General features: G+C 32.7%; 31 protein-coding genes and 1 tRNA gene. 3 read left to right on the top strand and 29 right to left on the bottom strand.

The genetic code is table 11. The features are described from left to right. Positions 1–19: 19 nt before the first annotated feature. From ACEWFH_RS09595 to ACEWFH_RS09520, 16 genes are all read right to left on the bottom strand, one after another. Positions 20–559: a shikimate kinase gene (locus tag ACEWFH_RS09595; RefSeq protein ID WP_473726992.1), complete on the bottom strand. Its 540-nt coding sequence runs from the start codon at positions 557–559 to the stop codon at positions 20–22. Between the two features lie 3 nt (positions 560–562). Then, on the bottom strand, positions 563–937 hold the full coding sequence (gene comGG / locus ACEWFH_RS09590) for a competence type IV pilus minor pilin ComGG (RefSeq protein WP_473726991.1): 375 nt from the start codon (positions 935–937) through the stop codon (positions 563–565). Beyond that, the gene (locus ACEWFH_RS09585) at positions 937–1,146 is read right to left on the bottom strand and encodes a competence type IV pilus minor pilin ComGF (protein ID WP_473726990.1); all 210 of its coding nucleotides are present in this window, start codon (positions 1,144–1,146) and stop codon (positions 937–939) included. Before ACEWFH_RS09585 ends, comGG begins: the two co-directional genes overlap by 1 nt. 11 nt (positions 1,147–1,157) lie before the next feature. After that, positions 1,158–1,370, bottom strand: a complete 213-nt coding sequence (locus tag ACEWFH_RS09580; RefSeq protein ID WP_473726989.1) for a hypothetical protein — start codon at positions 1,368–1,370, stop codon at positions 1,158–1,160. Then, positions 1,354–1,686 (bottom strand): hypothetical protein, encoded by a 333-nt coding sequence (locus ACEWFH_RS09575; RefSeq protein WP_473726988.1) that lies wholly within the window; start codon positions 1,684–1,686, stop codon positions 1,354–1,356. The genes ACEWFH_RS09580 and ACEWFH_RS09575 overlap by 17 nt, the downstream gene beginning before the upstream one ends. Then, positions 1,670–2,125, bottom strand: a complete 456-nt coding sequence (gene comGD / locus ACEWFH_RS09570) for a competence type IV pilus minor pilin ComGD (protein WP_473726987.1) — start codon at positions 2,123–2,125, stop codon at positions 1,670–1,672. Before comGD ends, ACEWFH_RS09575 begins: the two co-directional genes overlap by 17 nt. Then, on the bottom strand, positions 2,118–2,417 hold the full coding sequence (comGC, locus tag ACEWFH_RS09565) for a competence type IV pilus major pilin ComGC (protein WP_473726986.1): 300 nt from the start codon (positions 2,415–2,417) through the stop codon (positions 2,118–2,120). The genes comGD and comGC overlap by 8 nt, the downstream gene beginning before the upstream one ends. A 12-nt stretch (positions 2,418–2,429) precedes the next feature. Beyond that, complete coding sequence (locus tag ACEWFH_RS09560; RefSeq protein WP_473726985.1) at positions 2,430–2,804, bottom strand: type II secretion system F family protein; 375 nt, start codon at positions 2,802–2,804, stop codon at positions 2,430–2,432. Positions 2,805–3,031: 227 nt separating this feature from the next. Further along, a complete protein-coding gene (locus tag ACEWFH_RS09555; protein ID WP_473726984.1) occupies positions 3,032–3,313 on the bottom strand; it encodes a hypothetical protein in 282 nt (93 codons plus the stop codon). A gap of 147 nt (positions 3,314–3,460) precedes the next feature. Then, positions 3,461–4,105, bottom strand: a complete 645-nt coding sequence (locus ACEWFH_RS09550) for an ATPase, T2SS/T4P/T4SS family (protein ID WP_473726983.1) — start codon at positions 4,103–4,105, stop codon at positions 3,461–3,463. A gap of 1,007 nt (positions 4,106–5,112) precedes the next feature. Beyond that, positions 5,113–5,760 carry a hypothetical protein gene (locus ACEWFH_RS09545; protein ID WP_473726982.1) on the bottom strand — a complete coding sequence of 216 codons (648 nt, stop codon included), beginning with the start codon at positions 5,758–5,760 and terminating at the stop codon, positions 5,113–5,115. After that, positions 5,760–5,996: a hypothetical protein gene (locus tag ACEWFH_RS09540; RefSeq protein WP_473726981.1), complete on the bottom strand. Its 237-nt coding sequence runs from the start codon at positions 5,994–5,996 to the stop codon at positions 5,760–5,762. Before ACEWFH_RS09540 ends, ACEWFH_RS09545 begins: the two co-directional genes overlap by 1 nt. A 13-nt stretch (positions 5,997–6,009) precedes the next feature. Then, entirely contained in the window at positions 6,010–6,459 is a 450-nt protein-coding gene (locus ACEWFH_RS09535; RefSeq protein ID WP_473726980.1) for a hypothetical protein, read from the bottom strand. 15 nt (positions 6,460–6,474) lie between these two features. Further along, positions 6,475–6,906: a hypothetical protein gene (locus ACEWFH_RS09530; RefSeq protein WP_473726979.1), complete on the bottom strand. Its 432-nt coding sequence runs from the start codon at positions 6,904–6,906 to the stop codon at positions 6,475–6,477. Further along, entirely contained in the window at positions 6,903–7,139 is a 237-nt protein-coding gene (locus ACEWFH_RS09525) for a helix-turn-helix domain-containing protein (protein ID WP_473726978.1), read from the bottom strand. The genes ACEWFH_RS09530 and ACEWFH_RS09525 overlap by 4 nt, the downstream gene beginning before the upstream one ends. 190 nt (positions 7,140–7,329) lie before the next feature. Continuing rightward, the gene (locus tag ACEWFH_RS09520; RefSeq protein ID WP_473726977.1) at positions 7,330–7,851 is read right to left on the bottom strand and encodes a hypothetical protein; all 522 of its coding nucleotides are present in this window, start codon (positions 7,849–7,851) and stop codon (positions 7,330–7,332) included. A gap of 823 nt (positions 7,852–8,674) precedes the next feature. Here ACEWFH_RS09520 and ACEWFH_RS09515 point away from each other — a divergent pair. After that, a complete protein-coding gene (locus ACEWFH_RS09515; protein WP_473726976.1) occupies positions 8,675–9,247 on the top strand; it encodes a recombinase family protein in 573 nt (190 codons plus the stop codon). Between the two features lie 78 nt (positions 9,248–9,325). Beyond that, complete coding sequence (locus ACEWFH_RS09510; protein WP_473726975.1) at positions 9,326–9,592, top strand: hypothetical protein; 267 nt, start codon at positions 9,326–9,328, stop codon at positions 9,590–9,592. Here the strand turns inward: ACEWFH_RS09510 and ACEWFH_RS09505 are convergent. From ACEWFH_RS09505 to ACEWFH_RS09450, 12 genes are all read right to left on the bottom strand, one after another. Then, positions 9,589–9,798 carry a hypothetical protein gene (locus ACEWFH_RS09505; RefSeq protein WP_473726974.1) on the bottom strand — a complete coding sequence of 70 codons (210 nt, stop codon included), beginning with the start codon at positions 9,796–9,798 and terminating at the stop codon, positions 9,589–9,591. The two genes, ACEWFH_RS09510 and ACEWFH_RS09505, sit on opposite strands and share 4 nt — an antisense overlap. A 397-nt stretch (positions 9,799–10,195) precedes the next feature. After that, positions 10,196–11,656 (bottom strand): DUF5677 domain-containing protein, encoded by a 1,461-nt coding sequence (locus ACEWFH_RS09500; protein WP_473726973.1) that lies wholly within the window; start codon positions 11,654–11,656, stop codon positions 10,196–10,198. Between the two features lie 24 nt (positions 11,657–11,680). Next, positions 11,681–12,739, bottom strand: coding sequence for a hypothetical protein (locus tag ACEWFH_RS09495; RefSeq protein WP_473726972.1), 1,059 nt, complete (start codon positions 12,737–12,739; stop codon positions 11,681–11,683). 251 nt (positions 12,740–12,990) lie between these two features. Continuing rightward, entirely contained in the window at positions 12,991–13,206 is a 216-nt protein-coding gene (locus tag ACEWFH_RS09490; RefSeq protein WP_473726971.1) for a hypothetical protein, read from the bottom strand. A gap of 141 nt (positions 13,207–13,347) precedes the next feature. Beyond that, positions 13,348–14,352, bottom strand: coding sequence for an HNH endonuclease domain-containing protein (locus ACEWFH_RS09485; RefSeq protein ID WP_473726970.1), 1,005 nt, complete (start codon positions 14,350–14,352; stop codon positions 13,348–13,350). A gap of 24 nt (positions 14,353–14,376) precedes the next feature. After that, on the bottom strand, positions 14,377–14,808 hold the full coding sequence (locus ACEWFH_RS09480; RefSeq protein WP_473726969.1) for a hypothetical protein: 432 nt from the start codon (positions 14,806–14,808) through the stop codon (positions 14,377–14,379). 5 nt (positions 14,809–14,813) lie between these two features. Then, the gene (locus ACEWFH_RS09475; protein WP_473726968.1) at positions 14,814–15,182 is read right to left on the bottom strand and encodes a hypothetical protein; all 369 of its coding nucleotides are present in this window, start codon (positions 15,180–15,182) and stop codon (positions 14,814–14,816) included. A 158-nt stretch (positions 15,183–15,340) separates the two neighbouring features. Further along, positions 15,341–15,634 (bottom strand): YjcQ family protein, encoded by a 294-nt coding sequence (locus ACEWFH_RS09470; RefSeq protein WP_473726967.1) that lies wholly within the window; start codon positions 15,632–15,634, stop codon positions 15,341–15,343. A gap of 17 nt (positions 15,635–15,651) precedes the next feature. Then, entirely contained in the window at positions 15,652–15,951 is a 300-nt protein-coding gene (locus tag ACEWFH_RS09465) for a YjcQ family protein (RefSeq protein ID WP_473726966.1), read from the bottom strand. Between the two features lie 125 nt (positions 15,952–16,076). Then, complete coding sequence (locus tag ACEWFH_RS09460; RefSeq protein WP_473726965.1) at positions 16,077–17,102, bottom strand: recombinase family protein; 1,026 nt, start codon at positions 17,100–17,102, stop codon at positions 16,077–16,079. Continuing rightward, entirely contained in the window at positions 17,018–17,551 is a 534-nt protein-coding gene (locus ACEWFH_RS09455; RefSeq protein WP_473726964.1) for a recombinase family protein, read from the bottom strand. Before ACEWFH_RS09455 ends, ACEWFH_RS09460 begins: the two co-directional genes overlap by 85 nt. Positions 17,552–17,581: 30 nt before the next feature. Then, positions 17,582–17,932, bottom strand: a complete 351-nt coding sequence (locus tag ACEWFH_RS09450) for an ATPase, T2SS/T4P/T4SS family (RefSeq protein ID WP_473727263.1) — start codon at positions 17,930–17,932, stop codon at positions 17,582–17,584. Positions 17,933–18,178: 246 nt separating this feature from the next. On the opposite strand from ACEWFH_RS09450, the gene ACEWFH_RS09445 reads away from it, so the two are divergent. Further along, positions 18,179–18,253, top strand: a tRNA-Gln gene (locus ACEWFH_RS09445). A 35-nt stretch (positions 18,254–18,288) separates the two neighbouring features. Here the strand turns inward: ACEWFH_RS09445 and ACEWFH_RS09440 are convergent. After that, the gene (locus ACEWFH_RS09440) at positions 18,289–18,678 is read right to left on the bottom strand and encodes a Spx/MgsR family RNA polymerase-binding regulatory protein (protein ID WP_473726963.1); all 390 of its coding nucleotides are present in this window, start codon (positions 18,676–18,678) and stop codon (positions 18,289–18,291) included. Positions 18,679–18,746 lie beyond the last annotated feature (68 nt).

The raw sequence follows: 18,746 nt of genomic DNA, 5'->3' as shown, positions 1-18,746 counted from the left end.
AAACTCCTTTTGATTACATTCACTTCTTAGTTTTGTCTAATTGCTCCATATTTAAACGATTTAACTTCTCTAGAATTTCATGACACACTTCTTCAGTAGTGAAATGATCAGTGACGATCTCAATATCACTTCTTTCATAATGCTTACTTCTCTCATCAAAAAGCGCCTGTACTTCCTCTTTCGTTCGAGTTAATAATAAAGGTCTTTTATTTCTTTCGTCTTCTTTCATCAGCCTATTCCACAGAACCGGAAAACTTGTCTTTAAGTAGATGACGATCCCTTTACTTTTCATGTAGGACAGATTTTCTTCCCTTACGACTGCCCCGCCTCCAGTCATCACTACAGCATGCTCGAGCGGCAGTTGTCGAATGGCAAGTGATTCATAATTTCGGAACGCTTCTTCACCTTCGTTGTGAAAGATTTCCTTTATGGTCTTCCCTCTAAGTTTTTCAACGGTCGAATCAACGTCATAAGGCGGAACTTCTAACTGTTTAGAAAGTTGTTTCCCTACAGATGTTTTTCCGCAACCCATAAATCCGACTAAGTATATGATGTTCAAAATTCAACCCTCCACCCATTTTGTTACGCTTTTCTGTTTTACATTATAATACACTTTCGCTCTTCTTGTATGCTGTCGAGCTGTAACAGCATCAATATCAAACACAACTTCATCTTCTGACATTTTCGAGATCACTATTTGTATACGGCCTTCATTCACATTCAATAGGTGCTCTGAAGGAAAGTAAACGACAACATCAACCAATTCAGAAGCGCGGTCAACAGCTTGCTGTAAAAGACGAACTTGAAGCATTTGTTCTTCTTGCAAATAAACAAACTCTCGTTCAGAAAACACATTCTCTGTAACAAAACTAAAGAAGATCAGGATCATAAAACAAAGAGTAACAACAAGGGGATACACGAATCCTCTTTCATTCATTATTCTAATCTCCTAAAAACACGTATAAATTCTTTTCCTTGTGCATCCCTTAGAGTTATTTTAATAAATTTTTCAGATGTGTACGTCACTACCATATCTTGAACATTTTGTACCCACACTTCATGTCCTAACCCATTCACTTGTTTACGTATAAGAGAATGATATTTTGTAAAACTTAGTTCATCACCCGTCGTTTGAGTAATGTACAACCCGTTGTTTCTTACTTCAATCGATTTCCTTCTCTCACTTCTTTACCTAACATAGAAAAAAATAATGCTGTTTCTTCAAGTAGGATTGAAGGTGGATGTCTCTGAATGGGGAAAAGCAGCAACGGGATGAGTGAGGCAAGTACAAGCAGAACGCCAAGTGCAATAATTGCTTCTATAAGGGAATGACCATCTTTATTAAGAAACCGTTTAGTAAGAACTTGCACAGGTTTGGTACTCTTTATCGTTAGAACCTTGAAACGCAATACATATTTCATACTCATCTGTAACACCTTTTCTTGTTAATAGGTGATAACGTATACCTTCTTGGGTCCACTCTTTTTCTGTCACCGGCCCTTCATCCGCACTATATATTGCAGCGGCTAAATCTACTTCTGTCATAGCGTATAAAAGTTCTTTAGAGGTTTTTTGTTCTTGATAAGCGACATGGATGAAAGGTAAACAGATGGAACACACTGCGGAGATCAGCAAAACGCTTAGCATGGCTTCAAGTAATAGATAGCCTTTAGAGTTTCGTAACATAAAACTTTCCTTTACCAATCTGAAATACCATCTTATACGTACCATTTGCAGAATGAATGTAGATTGTTCCTGCTCGACTAATATTTCCGTATTGATTAAACTGAATCGTTAAAAGGATTGTAAAGCTTTCAAAACGTATGTGTTCTGGAAAAGTTCGTTTTAGTGGCTCACGTAAACCGTTTCCCCTTACTTCATATACATGAGTCTTGTTGTCAATGGACAAATTATAAATTCGATTTTCATTGATCGCTTTTTGCTGCATATGAACGATGTCTTTTTGGAAGGATCGTAAAAAGTATTCTGTTTCTCTATTTTTCCTAAACGTGTCAAACGCAGGATAAGCAATTGCGCCAATTGTTGCGATTATCATCAATGCGATTACCATTTCGATTAAACTAAACCCCTGTTGATTGCTCAACGGATGTTTGTGCTTACTCACTACTCACACTAACAATTCCCTCGCTATCTATGACTAGTGGTTTTTTGTCAGGACACACCGTCGTATCAATATACTTGTCATCATATAAATCAGTAATTGTAGGGAGTTTATTATTCTCTGCTTCATAAGCACCCACTTGCCCTTGCACAAGATCGATGGTTGCCTCACAGCCTAACGACTTTACAAGACTGTTATTCTTAGTCATGCTCGGGAGCGCAATAAGCATCAGCACAGAAATAATAAGTAAAACGATCATCATTTCAATCAGGGTAAATCCTTTTTCATTTTTCATTCATAATCCTCCTTATAATGCTTCCATCAGTTTGAACATGGGTAATAACATAGATGCAAACATAAGCAGAACAAAACCTCCTATCACAGCAAATAATACAGGCTGTATTTTCTGCAATGCAGAATAGATCATTTCTTCTAATTCACTAAAGATCCACTCTCCATATGAAATCAGTTCAGTTCCTAACTTTCCATGTGCCTGACCGAAACGAACAATCTCCGCTAATTCCTTTGTGAAATATGGTTTTATGAGCAAAAGATCGGGCAGCGATTTTCCATTAATCAATCCTTTTTGTAGCCGCTGACTTTCTTCTTTATAGAAGCCTTTGTTTAAATGCATTTCCATGACAACTAATGCATCAGATACCGGCAAACCACTTTTTAACATCGTTCCGAAATTAACACTAAAGAAGTGCGAATTGGTTAAGCGTAAAATTTTTTTACATAGAGGGATCTTCATCAATAAACTCATTTGTGTAGAATATTTAGCTTTCTTCTTGATGAAGTAAATGATAATCCAAGAGATTACGCTAAGGATTAGAACGATCAACCCTATTTTGGGTATCAATCCTAAAAATGTTAGCATCCACGTTGTAAAAGTCGGAGTTTTAACTTCTAAGGAAGAAAAAGAAGTGAAAATTGAGGAAATAAAAATTGGTAAAATAAAATGCCGATCCAAGCTGTTAAAAACAACAAAAACAAAGGATACCTTAGTGCTTTAATCAGTCGCAGGTTCCACTCTGCTTTCTTTTTCATGAATGTACCATTCTCCATTAAACTTTTCGTCAAATTTCCGTTAGTACTGTTAATCGATAAAGAACTCATCACTTCTTTAGGTAATTGAAGCGGTGAAAAAACGTCTTGGATTGAACGACCTGAAGCAAGAATATCAAGCATATCCTCTAACAATACCTGCTTTTTTGTGGCAGTTGTGACTTTAAAAGCTCGATGCTCTTTTGAATGGTGTAGCCTTGCTCTAACAAAAAACCAAGTTTATAAAGAAAAGTTCCTTGAGAAGCTCGTTTCCAGCCTCCGCTCTTCAACTTAGGTCTCTCCTCCCATCCATCTTTCATAACTTTCCTTTGTAATAAATCCGGCTGCGAGAGCATGGTTAAAGTAATAAGGAAGGTTTTTGTAAAGGGACTTCAAATGATTAGCTCTGTTTAAAGCAACTTCTAATTCTTGATTACACAGCATTTCATAGATGCCAGCTCTCCTGTAGGTTCTAGACTTAAAACAAAAATCATAACAATCATCCCCGCAAAAGCGACAAGGAATGGAGATAAGTCTTTGTGAAACAACCCCCATAAGTGTTTGATTGAGTTCAGCCTCCTGAATGCCAAACTCTCTCAGGCGATCTATACACCCTATACAATCAGCCGCATGCATCGTTGACAATACGAGATGGCCCGTTAAAGAAGCACGGATAACGAGTCTAGCTGTGGACTCATCCCTAATCTCACCGATCATGATTACATCGGGATCATGACGTAATAAGGATTTGAAACCTTCGCCATACGTTATGCCAGCCTTCTCATTGATCTCCATTTGTAGAAAGGAATCAACTTTACGTTCTACAGGATCTTCTAGTGTTACTACTTGTCGTTTATAGTGTTTTTGAAGGTAATGAAGCAAGGAGTAAAGGATTGTTGTTTTACCTGAACCAGTTAGAAATGTATTTCGGGACAACAAATTTCAAAAAGAAAATGCCTATGAATCAACATAGGCATTCAGCAGTCTTAATTTTCTTAATAAACCTTAACAGGTATGTGAAGATGAATTGGCACACTGTGTCTATAAACTTCAATATGTTCTACCGAGTAATCAATATCAATTTCCCAGTCATAATTACCTTTATCAATCCCACTAATAAAGCGTTCAAAGAAACTGGATTTCACCTTAGTATATTTAAATTTTACACCTTCAAAGAGTTTTTGCCAGTCACTATTTTCCCTATCAATTAATCTAAGTATTTCCGGAAACTGGTATGTAACTCCTTCAAATATAATTAACGGTATTTCTCCAGTGGCAATCGGATCACCACCATCTTTTGCACTTTGCCATCGAAATTCCCTTGAATTAGCAAGTTAAATTGTCCCCCTTCAAAATAACTATCAAATAATTATTACTAAGATAAATCATAACATTTTGTTCCATTTTATCCTATTATTTTCCTTCGTTTAGCATAAGAAACTAATGTTTTTGCTTTTTCATTATCTTCAAATTTATAACCATAAAAAAATCCCTAAGTTATTCACTCAAGGATTTAAGGTATTTTGCTGAATTTATTATTGCTTCAATAGAAGGTTTATTTTTTGTTATTACAGTTATTTTAATGTGCTTCTTTTGATTTTCCTTTTTCATTCTTATTCCCCTTTGTTTAGGTGTGCTTTCAAACCTGATACAACAAAGGGATAAACTTCAGACATAAAACATGGGTTGCTGGTGACGATTGTAGTTAATTTACTTTTTTCCTGATGTACGTACATACCGTTTAATTCGCATATGGTACATGTACAGTATTTACATACAAAAAAAGAACCCTTCACCATTCCAATTATGGAACAATGAAGGGTTTTATATTTCATAAGGGTTTGAATATAAATTTTAAATTTACAAAATACTGATCAATTACACCAGTAAGAAAAACAAAAGATGCTGAAAGGAAAAATGAAAGATCAATAATAACTTCCATGTTATTTACTTCCCTTCACAAGTCTTTTAAGTTGTTCCGGTGTTCTTCCAAAAGCTAAAGCATCATGAAGTTCACGCTGTTCAACTGTTAAACGTTCATAACCTTCAGCACCAACTGAAACAAGGTTTATTGCTTCATAGGCATCACTGACATAGGTTGTTTGCTTCATACCAAGCTTTATTTTAAGTGCATCAAGCTTTTTTGCTGGTGAAGTAAGTGCATCATAACGTTCTTTTGCTTTAACAAGGTTTTCAATATAAGCAAGTTTTGAAGCAAGAAGTTCTTCCTGAATAGCTTTAATTTCTTTTTGCTTTTCTGCTGAATACTTACCACGTTCAGCTTCAAGTTCTGCAAGAATTGCGTGTACATCTTCTGTTTTGTATTCTTCCATTAATGAAAGTTCTTTCTTTACTTCTGCAACCTTTTCTTTTAATTTATCGAACTTCCCTTTTTCAGCTTCAAAAGTTGCTTGTGTAACTTGTCCAAGCATTGCCATTTTATGAAGATCACGATAACTTAATTCTTTTTCTTTCAGTTCTACCTGAAGTTGAAGAAGCTGTTCTTCCTTCTGTTCACGTGCTTTTTGATATGATTCTTCTGTTTTATCAACCTTTACAAATAATCCTTCAAGTTTGTTTAGTAATTTCATTATTCCATTTCCCCATTCCCATTAAGTTTTTCAGTTAGTTCAAGCACTGCCATTGAAAGAAGTCTTACTTGATCTTCTAAAGGCATTTCAGAAACTTCTGCTTTACTCCCTTCAGCTTCTTCTGCTTTCTGCATTTCTTCTTTTTCTTGCTGGTTCTTTAAATCAGCTTGTTTAATTGCTTGTTGCTTCTGACGTTCAGCTTCATAACCGGCTGAAATTAATTGATAACTATTCATAAAATAACCACCCTTATCCCTTTAACCTTGAAAGCAATGAAGCTTTCTTTTCTTCAATAGTTTTATGCTGTGACTTCTCATGTTCAGGAAAAATACCAAGTTCTTTCATTCTTTCTTGTTTATCAGCTTCAACAACATGGGAAAAGTTTTCAAGAAACAACTGAATTTCTTTTACACCGGCACTTTGTTTTGTTGCCATCTGCATTATCTTTTGCTTAACAATCTGATAAGCTTCTTTCTCATCTTCACTTACAACAGTTCCACCAAGTGCAGTTATGTAACTTTCAAACACTGGGTTTTTCATAAAGTTATCACCGTACCAAGTAGCAGTTGAAACACCGTATTTACTGCAAAAATCAGCAACGTTAATACCTGAAATATGCCTTTCTTGAACAAATGCTTTTGCAAGTCTTGCTTGTTCTTCAGTAATACCTGAAGGAACTGGAATCTTTTTATTTTCCATTATCATTCATCCCCTTTACACATAAATAAGCTGGTATTTTGTTGTGAAGTTTGAAGTGTTCACCCATTTATCAAGTGAAGCTTGTATACCGTTTTTATATAAGTTTGTCTGAAGCATACCTTCAATAAGTACCAGTAACCTTTTTACATTTGTGGTTCTTCTTGAAAGTTCTCGTTGTACTTCTTCAAGATCAGAAAGCAGTTTTGCTTTTGATGTTTTAGCCATGCTGGAATAAGTGTAAAAATGGTTTGTGTACTTTTCATTTGAAAAAGGCACTTCATAAAAGAACTTCATGTTCTTAATTACTTCAAAAGTTTCAGCAACAATTACCGAAAGAATTGCACTTTGTTCTTTATAAGTTCCATTCAGTATGCTTTTCTGGATGTATTTTAAGTTTCGTTTCACATTTTCTGTATTCTTTCTTTCTTCCGATTTAATTACTATCATGTACTTGATCCCCCAATTTTCTTTACCAGTTCCGTAAATTGTCTAAGATCAGTTTCAGTAAATCCTTCAGTATGGAACGAATCTTTAATTTTCTGTTCCAGTTTCTTAGTAAGTGTTGCTTTACCGCCTTCAACTTTTGAAATTAATGAATTATGAACACCAATGTTTTCAGAAAGTTCTTTTTGTGTTAATCCTTTTATTAATCGAAGATTTTTAATAAGACTATTATTCATTGAATACACCCTTCCATTTTCAAATTTATTGAAAGCTACAATAAAAAAAGATGCTGGAATCCAGCACCTTTTGATGTATTATTACTTTCACACATATAGGGATTTAAAAACTAATGAAAGTAAGACATATCCTGTTCTTTGTCAACAAAAATATTTTCTAACTGTTTAAATGTTTCTATACGATTTCTCGTTACAAGATTTGAAGCTTCATTAAGTTTCTGCTTACTAAAATAACAGTTCTTAAATAAAATAAAAAAATGATCATTTTTTCCTTAAAAGTTTTTCCTAATTGGGTTTTAATTCTAATCCGTATTAGTAGGTTTTCATAATAACAAGCAATTTGCAACAAAAATAATAATGGTAAATGACTTAGTAATAATAGTTCCATAAACATTTTTTTCCAAAATGTTAAATTTTCAATATCATTAATTTTCGAAAAGAACCCTTTGAATGCAAAAATTACTACAAGTATTAAAATCACAACAATTATCCAATTAAGGTATTTTTTTACTATTTCATATTCAGGTTTATAGTCTGCCACTGCTATTAGTATGGTTATTATTGTACAAGTTAGAACTAATAATAACTCCGCAAAAATATTAAAGGTGTATTCATTAATTATAAACATTGGAATAATACTGAACTTTATCATTCCACTTACCATGCTTCTAACATTAATTTGAGTATATTGGGTTACAACTTTATAGATCATAGGAAACAACCCGAAAAATATTAGTTTTATATAATCTTTAATTAAATCCAGACCTTTGATATATCCAAATGTACTATAACAATAGAATAAAAATACTATGTACATCAAAGTTGCTATCATAAAAGGATGTTTAAGTAGATTAAGAAATAATTTAAATACTCTAATAATACTGCCAAAACCTTTTTTACTTTTATTAAGAGAAACTAATACAAACACCAAAAATATAATAAACCAAATAATTATGGCATATTCCCTCGTATTAAATAAAATAGTACACACCCCATTTATAATTTATATACAAGTAATTTTATCATAATAAAATCCCATTATTTCAATTTATTGTATGTAAAATAAATACCTAAACCAACACATCATTATCATCCCATCCCCCTTATACCGGTATCTTAAATTTTGGCATATGTATTTTTGAATATTATTCTTCAACTTATACTGAACACACTGAATCAGCAATTTGAATCATGTGTTATTTCGTTTGTCTTTAAGCATCACAACAGAAGGTACGGGAAGCACTGTATTCATTCAGTAAATACTTCTAAATGGTTTGTATTCAACACTTTTACAACAGTTACACACACTGAATATGAAGCTTAAAGGTTGTTCAGTGATCTTCAATGTTTAACAGCATTAATTACATGTAACATTACGTTCGTTAAAGTTACATTGAATTGAACTTATTTGTTCCTTGATTTTACGCTGTTTTTCGTGTAACAAAAGGATGTAACAAAATAAAAGTGTAACACTTTACTCGCATAACCCTTTTTGTTACACTATAATCAAGAACAATATGAAGGGAACATACATAATGATATTTGGCTATATGCGGGTAAGTACAGTTGAACAAAACCTTGATCGACAAGAAGAAGCACTATTAAATGCCGGTGCTGAAAAAGTATTCTTTGAAAAGGTAACCGGAACCAAGAAAGAAAGACCGCAGTTAAATAAGATGCTAGAACAGTTAAGAACCGGAGATACTGTTTTAATAACCGATCTTACACGTTTATCAAGAAGCACAAAAGATTTAATTGCACTTGTTGAACTGTTTGAAGAAAATGGTGTAAACCTTAAATCACTGAAAGAAAGCTGGTTAGATACCACCACACCGCACGGAAAGCTAATGTTTACAATGTTTTCAGGTTTAGCACAATTTGAACGTGACCTTATTTCAGAAAGAACAAAGGAAGGTTTGGAAGTTGCTAAAAAGAAGGGTAAACAGATCGGAAGAAAAGCAGTAGATACCAAGCAACTAAACTATGCTTTACATTTAATTGATACTGGTGAAATGAATATTAAACAAGCTTCTGAAGAAATTGGTGTATCACGTATGACTTTACACCGATATCTGAAGAAGCGTGAAGAACAGAAGGAACTGGTGTAATAACCGGTTCTTTTTTATTTCCACCTATTTCCTTTTTAATGTTACAATTGAACTATCTTATTGGAAGGTGGTTAATGAATGTTTATATTACAATTTGTAGACACTTTCAACCAAGAAATACTTCGTGAAGCAAGTTATGAAAATGCAGATCATATTATCAGAATGATTGATGGGTTTGAAAAAGCAAGTAAGATTGATTCACCAGCTTACATCATTGATAACCAGTACAGAACGTTAAACGCTGAATACATGTTTCATAAGGTAATTACTGAAGCAAGCAATACTATTTATAAGGTATACTTCATTGTAAGTTTGTCTGAATTTCAAGCAAAACTAAAAGATTAATACATAACCTGAACCAGTTGATACTTAACAGTTGATGCTGGTTTTTTGTTTGTATAGGAAAAACACTTTACACTTATTTTCTTTTCCACGTGTCCAGCTTGTTTCATGCTGAAAATAACCATATCCCAATCAATCAATTTACAACTATCTTCAGCAAAAATACTTGTTAAAATATCCTTAACAACCTTTAAAAGTACTTCCATCACACATTAAAAATTCTTTAACAAGTAAAAACACACCACAAATTACGTTATTCACAGGTAAGACAAAGATTTGTGACTTACTAGCATTAATTGTGAACATTTTGTTACAATTAGGTGCGTTTTGTCTTACTTTCGGTCTGTTTCAAGCACATAAAGATAGAGAAAACAACATAACGGTAAACTTACGTAGAATAAGTTTCCGGTTAAACTTACTGAAGAATAACCAGTAATTATAAGCCTAACGGCTTAGTTCTTCACTTCGTTCAGAACATATTAATAAAAACATTAATTCTGGAATAGGGATTTCCTGAACATAGTGAAGGAAATTACGAACGAAGTGAGTATAAAAAAGGAAAATCCCTTTATAGAAAAAACATAAAGGGATTTGATAATAAAATTTTTACTCTATTCTTAGCATAAATTCAGGATATACCTTATTCACTAAATCTAATACCTTATTACATAACAGCTTTGCATCTTCTGTAACATCATTAAACTCCGGTTTATCTTTAGGTATCCTGTGAAGTCGGTGCATAGGATTACCACAAGTATCAAACGTGGTATTTCTTACAGCTGCCCATTGACCATGTGCAAAACCAGATGTCCAATCATAAAAAGAATTGTACTCTTCTTTAACCCCAGCAGTTTCACTCATTTTTCTTAAATTTGTATTTTCCCAATGACCAAGATTTATTTCTACAAATTCTTCCCACTGATCTTCACCAGCTAAAGCTTGTAAGGTATCGGAATCAACATACTTTGGTTTTGATTCCATTTCATCCAACTTTAAGAATGCTAATTTTGCTTGTCCAGAACCATACACTCTATATGCTTGCCAAATTTCTTCTTTATCTTGGTTACACAAGTATGCAAGGGTAATATAACATTCGACAATAGTTCTTAATCCCATTCTACTTAAAATAGATGTATTATTTTGATCTCTTATTAATTCTTCAAGAATGTCCATACAATACATTGCCAAACCAAATACCGTATCATGTTTAGCATCAACAGCCGTAGATATGTTAGTTAAAGCGAAATGATCCTTTAATGAATTTTTTACTAATTCAAATTGTATTTGATCCAATTTAATATCTTTATTTTGTTTTATGCTAATATCCATACTCCAACAAGGTGTATCGTTCATACCTTGTTCCCAAAAATGGTCACTCCAATAAGATTCTGTTGTTGTTCCATCAGGAAGGATATTTACTGCTATTTCAGTACTTCGAATTAAAGGTCTAACACGCTGCATATCTCCTTCTTCATAGGGATATCCAAATATTGTTTCTGCCATATCCTTAGGCATTGGAAAATTGCCTATAACTAAAAGGTAATATAATTTTGACCATCTGCAATCAGTTGCTTCTTGGGATTGGTGATTAAAGCATTTTGCAATTGTAATAAATAGTTTTTCCCATTCACTTTTAGGTTCTTCAATACTTAAATATTCTCTCCATTTGTCTTTCCCAGGAATATTATCAAATAATGCCAAAGGAAGTAGAGTATCCTTCATACCTAATTGGTTGCATATAAAATCTAAAAACTTATCAAAAATACTTGCTTCTAATTTTGCTAAACTGGAAATTGATAAATCAGCTGGTCTATGTTCTTCTTTTAGATCATAAAAAAATTTAGACACCCGTTTAATGATATGAATTGCTTCTTCTCTATTGTTTAAAGAAACTAATAAAGCAACCAATAATGATTCAGGTAATCTATCGTTAGCCCATGAAACTTTTTTTAATTTTTCTATTTGCATAAATGGTGGAATTAGTTTCTTTCCTTGTCTACTATGTTCTGAGATTAAGGTGTGGTTCCCTTCTCTTCTTGCTTTTTTTCTATTACTATTTCTTCCCATTTAATGACCTCCATAATTTACTAATTAAATACTAGCAAAATTTGGATTTGATTTACAGGAAAAATTCAACTGATCTTCTAAGATATCTTCGATTTTATTAATTTCTAAATATGAAATTCTCAATAAATCTACATTGTTATCCATGCAATATCTATTTTTAATTTGATCATTTTCTTGTCTAATTAAAAAGGCACGTTCTCCACCGAAATAATCTCTTGCAGTGAAATGTTGTTCACCATCAAATTCTATTAGTTTTATAAGTAGTCCATTCCCATCTAATACAGCAAAATCAAATGGTAAGGGTTTGTTGTTTCTACACTCTCTTATTCTAAACTGTCTTTTATGTGCAATATCATTTAATATCAACCAGTTAGCAATTCGTTCTTCTCCTATTGATGATGGTGAACAGGCTAAACAACCAAATCCATTTCTGGCACTTTTCCATGTTTTATCACCGATATACCCGCACTCTAAGCATTTGTATTTTAATGGTGTATTCCCATTTTTATATTCTTTATCCATTAACTCTAAATTCAGCTTATAGAATGCAGCAATTCTTGCTTCTAATGTTGGAGATTCCATTCCAGAACATTTTTTGCACCCTTTACCATTACTAAAGTTATTTAAACTAATGAATACATCATGACCTTTATCACATTTCATGTGTAGCTTTTTACTGTAGCCTTTATAAGTTTTTGCAATTAATGTCCATCCAATGTTTTCGACTAATTTTTTAACTGTATCATAAGGAAGTCTTTGTTTAGTACTCGTTTCAATAGTAGAACATCCCTTACAACCCTTACCAGCTTTTAAACTATCTGCTGTTTTATTACCTTGCTTACCGCACTTTAAGCAAGTATACTTCATTCCAGTACGTGCATTTAAATAAACTTCTTCTTCCAATTTTAATTCAAAATCATTAAACAACTCTTTAACTTCGTCATAAGTTAAAGGAATTATCCCAGCACATTTCGGACATCCTTTTTCTGCTTTTGCAACACTTAGACTTTTTACGCCTGAGTAACCGCAATCTAAACATCTATATTTCATATCTTCATGAAAAGATGAATATTGTTCTTCCAATAATTCTAAACCTAATTCCAGAAAGATTTTTTTTGCATCTTCAGTTGTATATTTGGTTTTATTTTTTATTCTTAATTTATTTCCACAAGTTAGACATGCTAATTTACTGTTAACTACCGAAGCATAGGTTCTCTGTCCGATCTCATTACATAGTAAGCATTTAAACTTAAGTGGTAAATCACGCTTATGATATTCAGTACTTATTAATTCAGCTTCTAAGGTAACAAACTTTTCCTTTAATTCATCAATTGTTATTCTTCTTGATTTTGCCCTTTAGCTTTACCACAAATTTTACAACCTTGTTTTCTATGGTGTACTTTAGTGAGTTGCTTTGTTCCAATAAACCCACATTGTTTACATTCGTACTCCATGTATTCTTTTGTATTTTTATATACTGTTGCTTTTAGTATCAGACCAACTTTTTCAAAAGCTTTTTTTGCTGTTTCAAGTGTCCACTGTGTATCCATATCTAACCCCATTAAATATTGTAAAATGTTTTTTGTATCTCATACTTCTAATATAGAATTAGCACAGAATAACATAATAAAATCTATATTAAATAAAAAACATCCATTAGGATGCATCTACCTGAATCTTTTCAATGGTTCCTAAGTGAAAAGTAATGAATTGTATGCATAATTATATATGTCGTTTAAAAACTTCATTCTTATTTGTGGTTGTTTCCCTGTTTGATTTAACAACGTTTCTTTTAAAGGATGATGACTACTTATAAAATATTCGTTTCTATTATATAACTTTTCTAAGTATTTTAATGTAGGTACTTTTGCAAGCTTCCCATTTGCACCCCTATTACATTCCTTACAAGCTAACACCAAATTCCAAACACCATTGATATTTATATCTGTAACTGTATAGGTTTGTAATGTATGTGGTATGAAATGGTCTACATCAGCCAAATCATCAGCTAAAGAATCAATACTAATCTTGTTATCACAATAAAAGCACTTACCACGTTGATAACCGTTTAATGCTTCCCTTGATGAAGTTATATTAATTCTTCTTTGAAGATCATTCTGTGCATTGATAAAAAATAAATCAGTATCAGTATCATAACGAACGTTTAACACTGCTGGATTCATCTTTAAAGTCCATGCAGTTTCAACTAATCTCCAACGTGCTTCTGTTTCGTTTATCAGATCATTAAAGTTACTTTGTTCTTCAAGCTTAAAAACGTTATCAGTTAATACAATCCCTTTTACACCGTTTCTTGTTGTTTTCTCGTAAAACTTCATATCAAGTTCAGTATCATTTACAACATGAAACCTATCAATAACATTTTTAAAAGGATTGTTAAGTGTAAGCTTAACCATTTCATCAATACTAGTAGAACCTTCATTATACGTTTTGAAAGCATTAAAATAACCACTGCTGTTTGATGTTATTTGTTTTGTACCATTCTGAAAATGTTCGTTTGTATACTTGATAAAGGGAACCGCCAAATCTTTTTCAGATACAAAATCAGTTCCTTGTGTTGCAAGTTCAATCAAGCTTTTTCCCAAAGCAAACTTGTAACTTGCAGCATTTTTACCGAAAAGTATCACACCACGAAAGTAAGAATCCAATGACGGCTGATCTATAATAAATTGGTTCATTTTTTACATCCTTAATAAAATATTTTACTCTTCTTCATATAACTCATCATATAGATTACATTTGCATGTTATCGCTTGTCCTTTGCAATTAGGACATAATTCTAAATCACATCCAAGTGCATGAAAATAACCTTGCTTAACTGCACAATCTCCACAATGAGTTAGTTTATATACAGAATAGTTGTCTTTATTAGGTTCATCTCCAAATTTGATTCTTTTATATTCATCACCTTGTACAATAAAAGTTGTAAACAGTTGTGATTCAGCAATTTCAATTGCATAGTTCTTATTAATTTCCACACCATTATAAATGACTAAATCATCTTTAAATTGTTCAATTAATAATGCTTCTTCTTCCCAATATTCAGGATGAATTTTATCGTGGAGTTCTTCACCTAAAAACCTAAAGTGAAATGAATGTAAGAACTCAAACAAAACAATATAAATTGCTGACAATTCTTTTATATCAAGTTCAATTCCATAATGAATAATTTCATTTCTAAGATCAATTGCTTTTTTATTACGATCTCATCTTTCTGATCTAAGTTTATTTTCACTATATTCTTCAAACGATTCAATGCTGTTGTTACTGATACAGTATGTTTTGGCTTATCAATGTTCTCATAAATTAAAAACTCATTTTCACGTACTAATAATTCTTTGAAAATAAGTTCAAGTGATTGCACTAAATTCACTAAAGAAAACTTCCAAAACCGTTTATAGTCTGCTGGATATTCTTCACATGTAGCTAAATGGAAATAGTATAAAGAATTGTGTAGAAAATCATAAGCGTTTTCCATCAATGTCATTTTTATTTTAATGATAATCATTCCTTAATAATTTATAGTTAAATATTAACACAATATGGAAAGTCATTTATCTTTTTCTTCTTGCTTTCTGTTGAAACTACAAAACAATTAAACCCTTGCTTCTGTTCCGGTGCTGGTTCAGATACAAGGGTTCTTTTTTTATATACGTTTGTGTTCAACTACAACTTAATCCATTCACGTGCTTCTTTCAATCCTTTATATGTCCTTGCTAAAGCACTATTCTGTTCAAGATATTCAATGCCTTTCATAGTAAGTCTAGCTGAAGAATAAGAAACAATATAAGGGATATTATCAGCATATAAGATTGATATACCCTTTGCATATTCTTCATCACGAATCAATGCAGTTATTTCACCCCATTGTTCATCACTTAAACCATAATCAGCTTGTTTCGGTTCAGAACCTTTTTCCACTTCTTTCAGGATGCTATATATAAGCTTTCTTCTATCCATTTCTTACACACCCTTTTCTAAAGTTTAAACCAATCACGTACTTCTTTTAACCCCTTATATGTCCTTGCCATTGCATTATTTGCTTCAAGGTACTCAATACCCTTAAAAGTGATCTTGGCTTTATCCAGCCAAGCATATACAACCTTATTGCCTATTCCTGCACGTTGTACAGTTACATTCTTTGCATAACCTTCATCACGTATTAATTCCAGCATTTCACCCCAATGTTCATTATCAAGATCATAGTCTGCTTGTTTGGGTTCATTACCATCCTGAAGTTCCTTTAAGATGCTGTATAACAGTTTTCTTCTGTCCATTTATTATCATCCCCTATACTTTAAATCACTTCAATTGTACACCAATATTTTACAGTTGATATAGTAATAGATTTAATGACAACAAAAAACCCCTATTTAACACACAGAAGGTTTGTATTAAAAGATTACTTATAGGTTATTTCAAGCTTTGGTTCAGTGCTTCCTTTTTCATAAGTCCATTCAATCTTATCAACCAAGTAATGCAATAATCTGTTTACTTCTTCATCACTTAATCCTTTACCATCAAGGAAATGCCAACTATCAAACAACTTATCAATTACTTTCAACTGTTCAACTAATTCATCCTTGACAACTCTTTGATCTCGACTTTGAACTTGTTGAAGTTCTGTTTCCAATGATTCTAACTGATTCTGTCGTGTTGCTTTTCGTTCTTTATATGTGAGAAAGTCAATTTCAGCTTCTTCAAAAAGGAAGTCAATGTTCACCAATGCCTTATTAACCTTTTCAATTTGCTTTGTAAGTTGCTGAATGGTGAATTCAGTAGTATCTTCTTTCAATCCATCATCAATTCCCTGAATAGCTTTCAATATGACTTGTTTGTATTCCAGAACTTGTTCTTTAATTAGTTTTAACACAGGATTGTAATAATGCGATCTGTTCCCACAACTGCACATTTTCACATAAACCTTATCAATACGTGAATGATAGTTACATCCTTGAAGCTTTCCACATTTTCCACAATACACAAGGTTACTGGTTGGGTATGTTCTGTTCTTACTTCTTGGTGCTTTAAAACTGTACTCATTTACAATCTTATTGGCTTTATCCCAAACACTTTCATCAACAATTGCTTCATGATTATTATGAACAATTATCCATTCTTCTTCAGGTCGTATTCCGGAATGTTTACCAATACTTCTATTACTTATCATCATGCCTTTATAACACTCATTGTTCACTAATCTAAGTATCGAATTATATCTGAAAGGACTACCCATTTTTGTTTTAATACCCATCAATTCAAGTTGTTTCAGTAAATTGGGTATAGATGTACCATCCACTATCTGATTAAAGATGTATTTCACATCTTCAGCACGGTTATTTACTATAAGCTTTTTTGTAACTGAATCTTTATCATAACCAAGTGGTGGTTTTCCGTTTGTCCAGTGTCCTTGTTTCTGTGCAAACATCTTACCCTTTGCATCCTTTTCAGAATCATCTTGTATTCTTGTGAAGCAATCAATCCGGTGATCCCTAAAAGTAGAGTATCTTCATCACTTCTTAAATCATATAATCTGTATGGTGTAACTACATATGTTCCTGTATTGTACAGTAGACGTTTAATATCACTCTGATCATATTCGTTACGACTTAATCTATCAATGTCCATTACAACAATTGCATCAAAATGATACTGTTCAATTCGCTGAATTAATTTTACCATTTCGGTACGGTTTGAAATTGTTCTTGATGAAGCAACTTCTTCAAACACTTCATAAGACCAATTGTTTTTCTTTACAAGGTCAATCAAGGTTTCTCGGTGGTTTCTCAATACTTCTTCAATACCCTTTCCTTCTTCATCCCTTGATAGTCGTAAATATATACATACATTCTTGATATTGGTGTTGGAGTAAATCACGTTGTTATCAGTCCTTATTTCGGTATTTAATTATAAGAATATGATAACATTGTCCCCACGTATCGGACAAGTTGGACCTGTAAACAATAATAATCCGCTAGATCTTTTTATTAGGGAGATTAATTTTTGTAACACTTGAGGAAAAAGAGATAATTCATAAAGAGATAAGGTTTCTTGCTGAGGAAGTAATCGAATAACAAGAGATTCATTAAAAGCAGAGGGTATGGACGAAAGACGAAGATGCACATTTGCATTATTTAGCATAACATCCATTGCACCGCTTTGCGGTTTGCGCTGTTCACCAATATCCATTCTTGCAGAGTATTTAAAATGTGCTATAACTCGGTTGTACTCTTCTCGAGAAAGTGTTTTAAATTCAATAAGCCGATCATCTATTCGAAATTGAACGATACCCCTTTTTTGATTGGTATAAAATGAATGTCTGATGCATTCTGCATTGCAGCCTCATGAAGGATAGAAGTGCCTAATAATTTAATCGGCAAGCATTATCAGCCTCCTTTTTTCTTTGGTTGTTAATCATTTCTTTCATTAAACGACAATTCCTGCAATTTTTATAAAAAAGAACGCATATAAATTTCGACACAGCTCATACTATTATTGTTGCATTGGGCTATAGCCAAGCGGTAAGGCAACGGACTTTGACTCCGTCATGCGTTGGTTCGAATCCAGCTAGCCCAGCCAAAAAAATAACACTCTTCATATAAAGAGTGCTACGTTCAGGACACATGACTAGAAATGTGTTCTTTTTCTTTTGACGCACATAATTTTTTCATATCTCCAGGACTATATCCTGCGATCAGCTGTTTACCATCAGTGACTAGCGGACGCTTCAAGAGCTTTGGATTTTTTGTTAACAACTTAAGAAGTTCATTTGTGGAAAGATCGTAAATATCCACATCTAAAGATTTGAAGGATTGGCTTCTTTTTGCCAAAATATCTTCCGTTCCGTACTTAGTAAGCTTTAATAGCTCTCTAAGCTCTTCAACAGAAGGTGTTTCTTTAAAAAGGTGTCTTTCATCAAAAGAAACTTTATTTTGTTTAAGCCACATTTTAGCCTTTCGACACGAAGTGCAGCTGGGATAAGTGTAGAATATAATCGAGCTCATAAGACTCACTCCTTTTGGTTTACATTACCTTTAAAAGAGACATAATAAACCAAAAATAGCCTATTTTA

The sequence above is a fragment of the Fictibacillus sp. EA-CB0309 genome, assembly GCF_055814265.1.
This window is presented reverse-complemented; position numbering and strand designations above follow the sequence as displayed.

Bases quoted from the DNA above. Each gene is read 5' to 3' on its own strand.
- comGG (WP_473726991.1), bottom strand. From the start codon at position 937: ATGAATGAAAGAGGATTCGTGTATCCCCTTGTTGTTACTCTTTGTTTT.
- ACEWFH_RS09575 (WP_473726988.1), bottom strand. From the start codon at position 1,686: ATGTTACGAAACTCTAAAGGCTATCTATTACTTGAAGCCATGCTAAGC.
- comGC (WP_473726986.1), bottom strand. From the start codon at position 2,417: ATGAAAAATGAAAAAGGATTTACCCTGATTGAAATGATGATCGTTTTA.
- ACEWFH_RS09560 (WP_473726985.1), bottom strand. From the start codon at position 2,804: ATGTTAAAAAGTGGTTTGCCGGTATCTGATGCATTAGTTGTCATGGAA.
- ACEWFH_RS09555 (WP_473726984.1), bottom strand. From the start codon at position 3,313: ATGCTTGATATTCTTGCTTCAGGTCGTTCAATCCAAGACGTTTTTTCA.
- ACEWFH_RS09545 (WP_473726982.1), bottom strand. From the start codon at position 5,760: ATGAAATTACTAAACAAACTTGAAGGATTATTTGTAAAGGTTGATAAA.
- ACEWFH_RS09540 (WP_473726981.1), bottom strand. From the start codon at position 5,996: ATGAATAGTTATCAATTAATTTCAGCCGGTTATGAAGCTGAACGTCAG.
- ACEWFH_RS09535 (WP_473726980.1), bottom strand. From the start codon at position 6,459: ATGGAAAATAAAAAGATTCCAGTTCCTTCAGGTATTACTGAAGAACAA.
- ACEWFH_RS09530 (WP_473726979.1), bottom strand. From the start codon at position 6,906: ATGATAGTAATTAAATCGGAAGAAAGAAAGAATACAGAAAATGTGAAA.
- ACEWFH_RS09525 (WP_473726978.1), bottom strand. From the start codon at position 7,139: ATGAATAATAGTCTTATTAAAAATCTTCGATTAATAAAAGGATTAACA.
- ACEWFH_RS09520 (WP_473726977.1), bottom strand. From the start codon at position 7,851: ATGATCTATAAAGTTGTAACCCAATATACTCAAATTAATGTTAGAAGC.
- ACEWFH_RS09515 (WP_473726976.1), top strand. From the start codon at position 8,675: ATGATATTTGGCTATATGCGGGTAAGTACAGTTGAACAAAACCTTGAT.
- ACEWFH_RS09510 (WP_473726975.1), top strand. From the start codon at position 9,326: ATGTTTATATTACAATTTGTAGACACTTTCAACCAAGAAATACTTCGT.
- ACEWFH_RS09500 (WP_473726973.1), bottom strand. From the start codon at position 11,656: ATGGGAAGAAATAGTAATAGAAAAAAAGCAAGAAGAGAAGGGAACCAC.
- ACEWFH_RS09490 (WP_473726971.1), bottom strand. From the start codon at position 13,206: ATGGATACACAGTGGACACTTGAAACAGCAAAAAAAGCTTTTGAAAAA.
- ACEWFH_RS09485 (WP_473726970.1), bottom strand. From the start codon at position 14,352: ATGAACCAATTTATTATAGATCAGCCGTCATTGGATTCTTACTTTCGT.
- ACEWFH_RS09475 (WP_473726968.1), bottom strand. From the start codon at position 15,182: ATGATTATCATTAAAATAAAAATGACATTGATGGAAAACGCTTATGAT.
- ACEWFH_RS09470 (WP_473726967.1), bottom strand. From the start codon at position 15,634: ATGGATAGAAGAAAGCTTATATATAGCATCCTGAAAGAAGTGGAAAAA.
- ACEWFH_RS09465 (WP_473726966.1), bottom strand. From the start codon at position 15,951: ATGGACAGAAGAAAACTGTTATACAGCATCTTAAAGGAACTTCAGGAT.
- ACEWFH_RS09460 (WP_473726965.1), bottom strand. From the start codon at position 17,102: ATGTTTGCACAGAAACAAGGACACTGGACAAACGGAAAACCACCACTT.
- ACEWFH_RS09440 (WP_473726963.1), bottom strand. From the start codon at position 18,678: ATGAGCTCGATTATATTCTACACTTATCCCAGCTGCACTTCGTGTCGA.